The organism is Legionella pneumophila subsp. fraseri, assembly GCF_000586315.1.
GTDB lineage: Bacteria > Pseudomonadota > Gammaproteobacteria > Legionellales > Legionellaceae > Legionella > Legionella pneumophila_B.
In genome coordinates this window covers 50,133-62,640 of sequence record NZ_JFIM01000017.1, presented here as the reverse complement: position 1 = coordinate 62,640, position 12,508 = coordinate 50,133, and the positions used below count along the sequence as shown (strand labels likewise).

Sequence of the window (12,508 nt, the reverse complement as noted above, 5' to 3'; positions counted from 1 at the left end):
TTATTTTCTATATTGAGTTATTTTTGGCCATTTAGGGAAAAACATGGGGGTCACTTTTTGATACTCGAGATAAAGTTTGCCTCTGGATTCAATCGAACCTTGTTCGGTCATGGGAGCTGTAATTCTTGTCATGATTAAATAAAGAGTTAATGGCGAAATGATGGCTACCCATCCATAAGGAGCAGAAAGAGCAAATACGGTAAAAGAACACCAAACCAGCCATTCATAAAAATAATTTGGATGCCTGCAATAACGCCATAGTTTTTGATTACAGACTTTTCCTGGATTATTTTTTTTAAAATGTTGTAATTGAGAGTCAGCGGCTGTTTCTAAAATTATTGCCGTCAGAAATATAATCAATGCAAGAATATCCAATAGACTGAGTGTTGGTTGAGTTCCAGAAGAAGAAAAATACCAGGGGATGGAAACAAGGCAAATCAATGCGCCTTGTAACTGAAAATTTAAAAAAAATCCCAAAGGCTTAGCAAGCTTCCAATCATTACTCAATGCAAGATAGCGTTTGTCAACTTTTTGAAGACGTATTCGTGTCCACCATAAATATCCCCCAAGTCTAATTCCCCACATAAGCAGTGTCAGGCAAAGAACCATAGAGCGTAATGAAAACTCGTGGTTGTTTAAATAAACAAGGCCAGCCAGTGTTAAACCGGAAGCCCAGCCTACATCAACGACTGAAGGATTATTGGTGTAACGGTACCATAGCCAAATCAAGCACATGTGTAAAAAGATGATGGCGACCACAAGTAAGATTATCATCTTATTCCTTTCCTGTATGTGTAATTAAATAGATATAAACTCAAAGGCAAGAATAGAGACCAGGTTAACCCCAGAGAAAGGTAAAATACCATTCCATTGCTGATAAGGGTTGCTGCTCCAAATTGAACTCCTAGCCAATAGGCAAAGATAATAGATGGAAACATGATGAGCCCCCAAAGAAAATAGTGAGTTAACCAGGATCTGTATAAAAGAACGAGATTAAATCCAAAACTTAGCCACAGGGCGATCATCCAAAGTGGGGGAAAATAGGAGCCAAAGAAATTGGCTTTAAAATAGATCATACCGCTATAAAGCCAGATGGCATCAGTGATTGCACCTAATATGGCCAATCCAATGGAATAATGGAGTGCATCACGCCAGTGTAATTGATTGATTATCTGCAAAATAATCTGTGCCGCCATGATTAATACAGTAATGATTAATCCCAATAAAGGGTAGCCATAAGCGGCAAAGTAGATACAACACATCCAGCATAAATAGTACGAGATAAAGTGGATAATACTCAAAAAGTTAATGTTCATCACTATGACTCATACGACCTGCAAGAGCAATACATCCTTGACCGGCATGTAAACCAATGGCAAGTGATACAGATTCAATGTACTCGGGTGGTTTATTGAATGCTCGGGTTGCCATGTCAGCGAGATGCAAAGCCTGGTTTTTCTCATCCGCATGGACAATGCAGTAATCCTCTAAAATGAGTTGAGACTCGTTTCTCTTTTGCTGCAGGAAGGTAATTAATTTATTGTATGCTCTTGAGGCTGAAAAACATTTGCCAACTACAATACCTTGGCCTTTTGCGTCAATGGAGACGACAGGTTTTATATTAACCCATTGAGCAATGCGCCCGGATATTTTATTAAGCCGACCAGAGCGAATCATCGATTCGAATTGATTGACCATGACAAAGATATAGGTGTTTTTTATGGCTTTTCTGAGCAAGTTGATTATGGTTTCAATGTCCTTTCCTGAGGCGATTAGCCGTCCTGCATAAAGCAAAAGTAATCCATGCGCCCCAGAATTCGTTTTGGTATCCAATACGATGATATTTGTATATTCTTTGGTTGCGGTCAGGAATGAATTGTAAATGCCACTCATTTGGCTGGATATCGATAGTACAAGAACATGATCATAGTGTGATGCGATTTTTGCCAGCTTTTCCTCTAAAAGCATCGGATTCAGACAAGAGGTTTTCGGGTGAGTTTTAAACGAGTTCAATTGCTTATAAAAATAATTGGCTTCAAAACAATATTTATCCAATAGATGATGTTCATCAACATGAATGTTTAAAGGAATTTGATAAATCTGATATTCATCAATCAAACTCTGGGGCAAATCGGCACTTGAGTCTGTGACCAATGCTATCTTATATTTTTTCCCAAACTGTAGTTCATACTGTCGTAGCATGTCATCTACTTTAGGATATTGAATAGTGTAATCCTCATATAAACCGGTGAAGACTTCGCGAGGAGTGTTGGTATGAACATGAAATCTGGTGATGCGTTCATTCCCCGTAACTGAAGCACAATCTCCTTGTTCTTTTAAAAAATTTAATAATTTATTTTTATCAATTGATAGAGATTTGAGAACCGCTTCAGTGCAGTAGCGATATTCTGTTGTAGCACATGACAGAGGAAGGTGCTCTATGGTTGATAAAGGCAAGTCGATATTCACTGTATCTGCAGTACGTGATTGCTGTAGAAATTGTGTAAATCCTTCAATGAAATAATAAAACCCTAGTGCGCCAGCATCAACAACATTGGCTTTTTGCAAAATATTTAATAACTGTTTGGTTTGTTCAACTTCATGGGAAAGTAAAGGCAAAAAATCCACCATAGTTTGAGCAAACAAAGAACTGGATTGGTTCATCTCACAAAGAGAGGCCCATTTTTGAATGAGGGTTATCATGGTTCCCGGTACCGGATTGGTTACGACCCTTACAATTTCTTTACCAACTTGAACCATGATTTTGGAAAAATCATTAAAATGGAGTTCTTCTTTGGGTGGTAAATGCTTGGCTAATAAGTTAAAAAACTGAGAAAAAATAATTCCAGAGTTTCCGCGCGCACCGATAATACTCGCGTCAGCGATAGACTCTAGAGTGCCTCTTAAGTCAGCTGTTACTGATGAAAAATAGATGATTGCCATGCATGTCGAAGATAAATTATCCCCTGTGTCTCCATCAGCTACCGGAAAGACATTGATTTTATTAAGTGCTTGTTTATGGCGAATGAGCTTATGACAGCCTGTTATTATTGCAGTATGAAAGGTTGTACCAGTTAACTTATCCCAAGGCATCATATGTCCGTATAATGAATATTGAAGTTTCCGAGCTAATCCATCATAGTAGGTATTTTTACACTAATGCAAGAAGAATTATATGGCTCGCTACTTAGTAATTGCTGCAAGCAGTGCTATTGGACAATCAGTGACAACTCTTTTAAAAAATCAAGGTGATACCGTTTTTACCACAGCACGAAGCAATCATAAAATAAGTCCTGATTTTCAATTGGACGCCACTGATTTTGATGCTGTTTTAGATGCTTTTCACCAGGTAGGTTCTCTTGATGGCGTAGTGAACTGTGCAGGTTCACTCCTGCTTAAGAATGCTCACAGTACCGGTCTTGATGAATTTCAAGCGGTGATCAATGCCTCACTTACTACTTCTTTTGCTACCGTTCGTGCAGCTGGCTTAACTATGAATCAAGGAGGCTCTGTTGTACTGATATCATCAGCCGCCGCTTTGGTAGGTCTGGCCAATCATGAAGCCATCGCGGCGGCCAAAGCGGGGATCATTGGTTTGGCTCAATCCGCTGCAGCCACTTATGCTTCAAACAATTTACGAGTGAATGTCGTGGCTCCTGGAATGGTCAATAGCCCGCTGACCTCATCGTTATTAAGCAATCAGTTGGTTTTGAATGCATCAAAGGCAATGCACGCTTTAGGACGTATTGGTGGTCCAGAAGATATTGCCCACGCAATTTTATTTTTACTTAATCCAAATAATAGCTGGATCACTGGGCAAGTGCTTGCTGTTGATGGGGGATTGAGCCGAGTTCGGCCTAAGATGAAAATGTAATTAAACCGTAGCATCTAACTCTTATGACTAAGCTCTGTTTTATATTAGGTGATCAACTCAATGAAACAATCGCCTCACTTGCGGCAATCAATAAACAGGAGGATATTGTATTTTTATGTGAGGTGGCGGAAGAAACGGGCTATGTCCCGCACCATCCAAAAAAAATCGCTTTCTTATTTTCAGCAATGCGCCATTTTGCGCAACAACTGAAAAACAAAGGTTATCGAGTCCGCTATACAGCATTCGATGATCCCCATAATCAAGGCAGTTTTGCCAAGGAGTTGCTTCGTGCCATTGAAGAGGAACAGGCATCAGCAATTTGTCTTACTGAACCTGGAGAGTGGCGTGTTCTGAAAATGTTCCATGATTTAAAAAGCCAATTGGTTATCCCTCTCACCATACATGAAGACAATCGGTTTTTATGCAAAATCAATGAATTCAGAAATTGGGCTAAGGGAAAAAAAGAATTACGTATGGAATTTTTTTACCGGATGATGCGCCAAAAATATCGCCTTCTGGTCGATAGTAATGGGAAACCGATTGGTGGCTCATGGAATTATGATACGCAAAATCGCAAAAATGCCAATCACATTCGTTCATTCCCCAGGCGTTTAGAGCATGCAACGGATGGGATTACTGATGAGGTTTTGGGTTTGGTTTCAAGGCATTTTGCCAAGCATTTTGGTCAGTGCCATCCTTTTAATTTAGCGGTGACTCGTGAGCAAGCATTAGGTGAGGCCAATTATTTTATGGAGCATTGTCTTTATAATTTTGGTGAATATCAGGATGCGATGCTTAAAAATGAAATCAGCTTATACCATTCAAAACTGTCGTTTTATCTTAATGCTGGGCTCTTATTGCCCTTGGAATTATGTCAAATGGCAGAGCAAGCCTATCACTCAAGGCACATCCCCCTTAATTCTGTAGAAGGATTCATACGCCAAATTTTAGGGTGGAGAGAATATGTCAGAGGTATCTATTGGTTTTATATGCCGGATTACAGTGAGATGAACTATTTCAATGCCACCAGGCCTTTGCCTTCCTTTTTTTGGGGAGAAGAAACGGGAATGTTTTGTATCAAGGAAGTGGTACACCATACCTCGATTGAAGCCTATTCCCACCATATTCAGCGATTAATGATAACAGGTAATTTTGCTTTGCTGGCGGGTTTGGATCCCAAACAAGTCTGTGAGTGGTATCTTGCTGTCTATGCGGATGCCTACGAATGGGTGGAGTTGCCCAATACCTTGGGTATGGCTCTTTACGCAGATGGAGGGCTTATGGCCAGTAAACCTTATGCTGCCAGTGGGAAATACATCCAGCGTATGAGTAATTTTTGCCAATCCTGCTATTATAATCCCAATGATCTTTTGGGTGAAAAAGCCTGTCCATTCAATGCGCTCTATTGGAACTTCCTTCACCAAAATCAGGAAAAGCTGAAAGACAACCCTCGCCTTCATTTTGCCTATATGAATTGGCAAAAAATGGGTCTTGATAAACAAACAGCAATTATTCATAAGGCACAACAACTATTGGCCGACTTGGATTCCTCCATTCTCTGATGTCTTATTTGATATAACCTGCCACATAGATAGTCGCTATCGAACTCCAGGAACACAGTACTATGCCCCATAGCCAATCAATAAATGCCATACCGATGGGAAAATCCTTAAAAATCGCAAGGCAGGTAAAATCATAAACTCCATAAATAATAGCGCCAAGAAGCGCACCATATAATGCGGCATAAGGTAGCGAAGTTTTAGCCAGCGGTATAACAAAGACAACAATACTCAAGGCAAAAAGCAGATAGACTAATAGGGCGGACCACCAGATTGGCTTTAATTGCCCCTCTGAAAGACGCAGCCACTGCTGGTATTGGTCAAAATAGAGATTTCTGGCGATGAACCCAAGCCATATCATATCTGTCACAATAAAGATAAAAAAGGCAATCGCAAAGACCTTAAACGTCCATCCATTCATTTTATTCCCTTAATGATGATTTTTATCCTTCTGGTTTTATATTTTACATTCAATTGGATTCAGGTAATAGAGCTTCATTTCCAAAACCTATCATTTAACAAATAACAAAAAGTTAATTTTATGGCTAGTCGAGATAAATGCTTCTTACTATAAAAGGGTATCGGTAATTACGATACTTGAATATGGTGTTTGATATTTGTGCAACCATTCTCTTAATTAGCTCCATCTTGGGATCAGCTATTTCGCATGCGAGAGCATGTTTGGGGGCTATTATTTCGCTTTGTGCGTTGCTCTCAATATTTACTTAATTTTCTCTTAATGATGATTTTTTATAATATCACGTCATTTTTATTCAAGTTTGTAAATATGTGAGGTTCCTTATGAAATTGCTTCGGTTTCATGAATTAAAGTCATTGCCAAGCATGGACGAGAAAGCATTAGAATTGTTGATAAAGGTTTTAGGCAACAAAGGCATTAGAAAACTAATAAAATCCGCTGATGGCAAGCCTATATCACGTGAAATAATGATTCATGAGTTTGGAATAGATTGTCAAATTCTATTTATTACCACCGAGGCATATCTTAAGCCAATCATCGTTCCCACTGAAAACAAGATTTCAGGAGGTGGTAAATCTTATTGCGAGCAATTTAAAGTTTATGCTTTGGATGATGGAAAAACTTATTTCCTAAAATCTGTTAAGATCGATGCTGAAAGCTTGACAGAGTTTACCAATGAGAAAGATACCTTAAGCAAATTGGGTCGCTTGGTAGGCACTTTTTTTAATGAACAAACCCAGGTGCATTATATTCTCACAACTTTTATAAAAGGGATTGATTTATCCCGGTATAAAAATGCGCTTCCTCTTAATGTTAATCTAAAACATTTTTGGGAAGTTCTCGGCATTATGATTTCTGTATGCCATCAGGTGAAACAATTCCATGAATTAGGCTTAATTCACCGCGATCTTAAACCTGGAAATATTATGCTGGATGCGGATATGCAGTGTCATTTAGTTGATTTCGGCAGCAGTTCTTCTGATAAAGAACCTAAACCGGCATCATGGGGAACCGCATGCTATTTAGCCCCAGAACTTAAAGCAAATGAGGATTTCATTGCGTTCTCTCAGGCTAGCGATCTTTTTGCTTTGGCCTATTCCCTCAATGAACTTTTTAATCCATTCAGACAGGTTAAATTTGCGAAGGTGGATATAGGAATTAAAAACAAGCATCTTGCGCTTTTGCACGCTGAAATCGAGGAATGTATTACTGGGCTCATGTCAAATGAAACATTAGTACGAACACTTTATTTTTCTCGTATCCTGCAATTACAAAGAGTCCCGGAGAGTTTCAAATCGAAACCAGAAGCATATACCTACATGATTATGCTGCTCACTCAATGGAAAATCTGTTATGAAATACCGGAAATGAACAAGGAGTTAGATGAAATCATTGCAGAAATAAAAGTGGCTTATGAAAACCATGAACAGGATGCCGTAAGGATTATAACATTGCTTGAGCAGTTATCTAAAGCGGACGGGCTGCTTAATTCTCATAAAGCCTTGCTCTCTGTTTTGATTAAATCGCTTGCTAATGTCCAGCAACAAGAACTCGGGCACGACGACATCTTGCCGCGTCGCTTTGAATCAGACGTTGTGAGCCACCTGATAAAAACTCCAACAGCTAAAATGATGGCAGCGATTAAACAAGTTTCAGATGCTATCGTAAAAATCCTGGAACAATATGAACATTCCCCTACCGAATCTTTTGAGCATGAGGTTTTACAAGATTTTCTCGAACAAATGGTTCAATCGGACATTCTTTTTGGTGCCCCCAAAGAGAAAATTGAGATTTCCGATGTTATAGCAATACTTAAGGCAAACAGGCCAGAAGATTTCGTACAAATTCAGCATATTTCTTTTAAATTTGCCCAAGTTGCTTTACGCGATCTTGCTTTGCATGACCTGCCAAAACATGAGCCAAAAGGCGCATTTTTAGAAATTTTGCGAAAATATCAAGCAAAATATGCGCCTGAAGAGACATCACTTTTTGAGCTCTATCATCACATGGCAGGTGTTAGAGATCACAACCCATCGAAAGTAAAAAAAGGAGAGGGATACCGCTTTAGAGCATTCATTTGTGATGAGCTTTTTTATGGAGATGAAATTTTTACTACCGGGGATAATCGTGGCCGCGAAGGCAAGCCTAACCAAAGATTACAAACTAATCAAGTTGGTTTAATGAAGTTCGAACATTCAGCCCACACCAAAGGACTACTGACGTTAAATGGTCAATCCTGGTATGCTGATTGTAAGACCCAGCTACCAAACTACGATTCAATTCATTATCTCTCAGCCCTGAAAACGGACTGCCCTTATATTACGGGGCCTTCCGGGATGACTTCATTATTTATGAATATGATGTTTCTTCTGCTCAATCCTAAGGATCAAGATGTCATTCTCTCTTACAGCCTTGGGGTAATGACTTATGTAGTTGGTGCTGGCTACCACAGCATTAAAGAAATTCTTATTCCGATGGTCAAGTGCGTAGGTATTGTGCCTGAGTATCCACAGCATAAAGGAACAGAGTGTCTTACAGCCCCGCCTTTATATAACCATTACTTTAAGGCAATAGAGGAGTTTGATAAAGAGTTTGCTGAGGTTCATGAAAAAATTTGGCAGGAATACCTTGCGTATTTCCGTATGACTTATATGCCCGTTTGTATGCGTAGTCATTGCCTGCCACATCAAGTCCCCTCAATGGAGGATATAAGCTCAGAAGTAAAAGAAATGCTTGAAATTGTGTCTAAGTCTGTGAAAAATTGCTTAGAAGAGCATAAAGTTAAGCGTACTGGCGATATGGGTTTGTTCCTTTCAACACCATGTGGACAAACAAAGGCGCTTGAGGTTTTAAGTCATGTCTGTCAACAACAGGTAGGGCTAACCGCAATTTTTAGGCAGATTCAGGCGTATTTTAAAGGAACTTTTGAGACAGAAGAAGGAATAATAATAAATAGAGAAATGCAACTTAAATTTATTGCTCATTTCTTTGATGTATTGAAGGAAAGCCCAACACTGCTTTCACAATTCAATTTGACCTTAAGGATAGAAAATACGATTGGTGTGCATCAGTGCGAACTGGGAAGCTCTAAGCGAAAAGAGCTCTTCCTGGAGATTAAGAAGACGTCCATCGCAGCAAATGAAGAGCGGATGGTCGCAAATCATGAACCCAGGAAAGAAAACCACAACGTCATCATTTTGCCATATTAACCTCAAGGAAGGCGCTCTATGTTAAGTAAAGAAAAAATTAACCCTTCTCTAAAAAATACAAAACGCCAAGGCAGCGATAACCTTGCTGCCATGGCTGATCCGACATCATTAAAAAACACGGGTGACTACCGATGTTTTAATTCAAAACCAGAGGCTTACACTTATTTTATTTTTTTATTAAATCAATGGCAGACCAATTACATGGGCGACAAAAGAGAAGCCATAGCTAAAGCCATTGATTCAATAAAAATGGCTTATGAAAATCATGAGCAAGATACTTTGGTCGTTCACAAAACGTTACGTGGCTTGAGTCACTTGCTTGAGCAGGAGCATGCCGATGAGCTAAATGCTTTATGCTTGGTGCCTATCAAAGACAGTCAATCTAATGAGAACAATATTCTGCCCCGGAGATTTGAATCAGAGCTGGCTTGCCGCTTGATAGAGTCACCAACGAAAAGCATGATGCAAGCAATTGATCTGGTATCTCAAGCTATAATCAATTTAATCGAAGAGTATAGTAAACTAGACTCGAAATCTTCCGAACGAACTGCGCTGAATTTTTTTCTGCAAGAGTTAGAGGGTTCTGATATAGAGTTTGGGGCTTTTAAAAAAAAGCCGTCTCTGGAAGAAGTTATTGCTATTTTAAAGGAAAATAATCCGAAGAATTTTATTCAAATTCAATTCATATCCTTTATGTTTGCTCGCAGTGTAATCGGACCATTTCCATTACGAAATTTGCCACCATTTAAGCCAACTGGCCTTTTTGCCCAAGTTCTGGATAAGTATTTACAGGCTCACCTCGATTTGAAAGAAGAAGAGGAAGGCTTTTCCTATCAGCTTATGGCAGCTAAAAATGAGGCAGAAGAATTTAGAACTTTCATCACTAAAAAATTATTTTACCAGGATGAACTTTATACTCAAGGAGAAAACAGAGGGCGTCAAGGGCCTCGTAAAACCTACTTAAAAACCAACCAGTTAGGATTGATGAAGCTGGATCATTCAGCGCATAGCGTGGGGTTAACCGTTATTCCTGAACAAATTTGGTGTGCGGATGCTCAAGCACAAGAAGCCAATCAGAATTCAATATATTACAAGACTGCACTTACAAATGATTGTCCTTATGTCACTGGCCCTTCTGGCATGACTTCTATCTATATGAACATGATGCTGCTGCTTTTAAATCCTCAAAATATCGAATTAATACAAGCCTACAGCCTTGGAATTATAGCGTATATCGTCGGTGCCGGTTTTCACAGTGTCAACGAAATTCTTATTCCCCTGGTGAAATGCATTAACCTTCTACCAGGTTATCCAAACTACGATGGACTTGAGTATTTAACCCATCCTCCTCTTTATCATGAATACTTTAAGCAAATTGCACAATTTGATTCTGATTTTATTCAGTTAAGAGAACAAGTATGGGCATACTATCTAAATTATTTTAAATCCTGCTATATGCCCTTATGCATGAGAGATTTCTGCGAGGTAGAACAGCTTGCAAATTGCCCTGACCCCGCTCCTGAAGTAAAAGTATTATGCAGTATTGTGCTTAAATCAATTGAGGACTGCATTAATTTTCATAATCTTAATAAGCATCTGGACAGCAGGTTTTTAGGTACGCCTACGGCGGACATTGATGCTCTTAATCAATTGAAGGAGGCTTGCGCGAGTCAATCTTCAATTAGCGGTATTATGCGATTATTGCAAAAATATTTTTCAGGGGAAAATATTGCTCGGCCAACAGTAATGCATAAATTTGAAACTCGTTCTTATATCCGTTTTTTTCTTGATGTTTTAAAAGATAACCCGCAAATCATATCTCATATCAATGAGAAAATGAAATTGGATCCTCCATTAATAATCAGTACAAAGGCTGAAATTTTTTCAGATGATTTTCGAATAGAGTGCTTTAATATGCATCGAATTCTAAAAAGAGAACACCAGGTGAGTGAAGATTGTAATAACACTAGCCAGTTTTTAAAGTTGTAAAGGAAAAAGGGAAATAGTTTAAATTTTCCTTAAATTTCATTATAATGAAAATTATATATCCAGGTAGAGTAATTTGTGATATGAAAAATGCAACAATTATCAAAAATCGAATTTTCTTAAACCTAGATAAACCTGTTAAGCGCTTTCTGGCGAGTGATAAAGCAGATACTCCCATGACAGCGGAATTTTATGCCGAAAAAGATTTCGAACAGCTCTTTTTAGATTTTTTATCCCAAGCTACTGGTAGTTATGATGAGCAAATCAGCACGCTAATTGCTGAATTGGATGCAGGAGCAGATCGTGTTGCGCAAAAATTAATGTCAGCCTTGTACTCACCATGGCAAAAGAACCTATTGCCCAAGGCAATCAAGACTATTGCGAACAAATCTGAGGAATATCCTTTGATGTGTGATTTGCTAATCAAATTTTGCCAGCAACATGTTGGTTCTGTAGATGCTGTTGATGATTTTGGTGAGACAGCCCTAGCCAAAATCTTAAAAAAAGATCAGCAAAGGAAGTCCCCTCTTTTATTTTTAGTCAAGCACGGCGCAAAACATTGCCAACTCACTTCTGCGTTACAAGATTCCTTTATTGTTAATAATTCGGACATTTACAATGTCGCGGAAGATAATACTATGGATTGGATTTCCAGCCGCCCTCAACCCTAATTCTTCAGAGGGCAATATTCTGTTGGTTCAAAGATGATTGCTTCAGGACTTACGAAAACCCCAATCTCTATGTTAAAAAAAGTTTTTAATTCGGTCATTTAGTTTATCTAAACTCCCTCATTAAAAACATTTTTTGCCTTGACCTTGGAGTTTTTCGTAAGTCCTGTACTTATCTCGCAAAGTAAGATTTAGCACGATTTCGCTATAGCCAGTTTGTATTTGGCTTAAGAGAAAACTTGGGAACAGTTAATTGAGAAGCCATATCACGCCATTGAGATAGGCGGCAAAAAGAAGCCAAACGAGATAGGGGAGCAACAATATAGCAAGGCTTTTTTTCTTATTTTTTAGGCTCAAAATCAGAAGCTCAGTGAGACTCGCCATCACAAGAATCCATAACAAACTAAGCCCAGTCCAATGCAGCACAAAAAAAAGCGGGGTCCATGCCCAATTCATCAGCATCTGTACTGAATATAAATAAAACACAGATCTCATCTCAGACTCATTTCGAGAGCACCATAAAACCCAACCAACTATTGCAAGAAGGGCATATAAAATCGACCAAACAATTGAAAATACTGGTCCAGGAGGAGTTAAACCGGATTTATTGAGCCCCTCATACCAAGAGGGAATATTCGCTTGCGTCAGCATTCCTAAAAAAAAACCAATTGCTTCAAAGGTAATGATCCAGGCAATCAGCTCCGTCCAACTTTTTTTATTCAATGGGGTCTCTC

General features: G+C 38.8%; 10 protein-coding genes. 5 read left to right on the top strand and 5 right to left on the bottom strand.

The genetic code is table 11. The annotated features are described in order from the left end of the window. Genes CC34_RS0105845 through CC34_RS0105835 form a run of 3 tightly spaced genes read right to left on the bottom strand, consistent with a single transcriptional unit; the run spans position 1 to position 3,093 of the window. A complete protein-coding gene (locus CC34_RS0105845) occupies positions 1-774 on the bottom strand; it encodes a DUF1295 domain-containing protein (RefSeq protein ID WP_027227962.1) in 774 nt (257 codons plus the stop codon). After that, a complete protein-coding gene (locus tag CC34_RS0105840; protein ID WP_027227961.1) occupies positions 771-1,316 on the bottom strand; it encodes a DUF2878 domain-containing protein in 546 nt (181 codons plus the stop codon). Before CC34_RS0105840 ends, CC34_RS0105845 begins: the two co-directional genes overlap by 4 nt. Continuing rightward, entirely contained in the window at positions 1,306-3,093 is a 1,788-nt protein-coding gene (locus CC34_RS0105835; RefSeq protein WP_028379236.1) for a DegV family protein, read from the bottom strand. The genes CC34_RS0105840 and CC34_RS0105835 overlap by 11 nt, the downstream gene beginning before the upstream one ends. A gap of 82 nt (positions 3,094-3,175) precedes the next feature. On the opposite strand from CC34_RS0105835, the gene CC34_RS0105830 reads away from it, so the two are divergent. Then, positions 3,176-3,874: an SDR family NAD(P)-dependent oxidoreductase gene (locus tag CC34_RS0105830; RefSeq protein ID WP_027227959.1), complete on the top strand. Its 699-nt coding sequence runs from the start codon at positions 3,176-3,178 to the stop codon at positions 3,872-3,874. Between the two features lie 23 nt (positions 3,875-3,897). After that, a complete protein-coding gene (locus tag CC34_RS0105825; RefSeq protein ID WP_027227958.1) occupies positions 3,898-5,436 on the top strand; it encodes a cryptochrome/photolyase family protein in 1,539 nt (512 codons plus the stop codon). Between the two features lie 4 nt (positions 5,437-5,440). Here CC34_RS0105825 and CC34_RS0105820 read toward each other — a convergent pair whose 3' ends face one another. Beyond that, positions 5,441-5,854, bottom strand: coding sequence for a DUF2177 family protein (locus CC34_RS0105820; protein ID WP_027227957.1), 414 nt, complete (start codon positions 5,852-5,854; stop codon positions 5,441-5,443). 380 nt (positions 5,855-6,234) lie between these two features. Between CC34_RS0105820 and legK4 the strand changes: the two genes are divergently transcribed. Genes legK4 through ravG form a run of 3 tightly spaced genes read left to right on the top strand, consistent with a single transcriptional unit; the run spans position 6,235 to position 11,777 of the window. Then, positions 6,235-9,120 (top strand): Dot/Icm T4SS effector kinase LegK4, encoded by a 2,886-nt coding sequence (legK4, locus tag CC34_RS0105815; protein WP_028379235.1) that lies wholly within the window; start codon positions 6,235-6,237, stop codon positions 9,118-9,120. Between the two features lie 18 nt (positions 9,121-9,138). Continuing rightward, positions 9,139-11,109, top strand: coding sequence for a hypothetical protein (locus CC34_RS0105810; protein WP_028379234.1), 1,971 nt, complete (start codon positions 9,139-9,141; stop codon positions 11,107-11,109). A gap of 44 nt (positions 11,110-11,153) precedes the next feature. Beyond that, positions 11,154-11,777, top strand: coding sequence for a Dot/Icm T4SS effector RavG (gene ravG / locus CC34_RS0105805; protein ID WP_080274115.1), 624 nt, complete (start codon positions 11,154-11,156; stop codon positions 11,775-11,777). A 246-nt stretch (positions 11,778-12,023) separates the two neighbouring features. Here ravG and CC34_RS0105795 read toward each other — a convergent pair whose 3' ends face one another. Continuing rightward, a complete protein-coding gene (locus tag CC34_RS0105795) occupies positions 12,024-12,497 on the bottom strand; it encodes a TspO/MBR family protein (RefSeq protein ID WP_028379233.1) in 474 nt (157 codons plus the stop codon). Positions 12,498-12,508: the final 11 nt, after the last annotated feature.

Coding starts and splice junctions, on each gene's coding strand:
- CC34_RS0105845 (WP_027227962.1), bottom strand. CDS start 774: ATGATAATCTTACTTGTGGTCGCCATCATCTTTTTACACATGTGCTTG.
- CC34_RS0105840 (WP_027227961.1), bottom strand. CDS start 1,316: ATGAACATTAACTTTTTGAGTATTATCCACTTTATCTCGTACTATTTA.
- CC34_RS0105835 (WP_028379236.1), bottom strand. CDS start 3,093: ATGCCTTGGGATAAGTTAACTGGTACAACCTTTCATACTGCAATAATA.
- CC34_RS0105830 (WP_027227959.1), top strand. CDS start 3,176: ATGGCTCGCTACTTAGTAATTGCTGCAAGCAGTGCTATTGGACAATCA.
- CC34_RS0105825 (WP_027227958.1), top strand. CDS start 3,898: ATGACTAAGCTCTGTTTTATATTAGGTGATCAACTCAATGAAACAATC.
- CC34_RS0105820 (WP_027227957.1), bottom strand. CDS start 5,854: ATGAATGGATGGACGTTTAAGGTCTTTGCGATTGCCTTTTTTATCTTT.
- legK4 (WP_028379235.1), top strand. CDS start 6,235: ATGAAATTGCTTCGGTTTCATGAATTAAAGTCATTGCCAAGCATGGAC.
- CC34_RS0105810 (WP_028379234.1), top strand. CDS start 9,139: ATGTTAAGTAAAGAAAAAATTAACCCTTCTCTAAAAAATACAAAACGC.
- ravG (WP_080274115.1), top strand. CDS start 11,154: ATGAAAATTATATATCCAGGTAGAGTAATTTGTGATATGAAAAATGCA.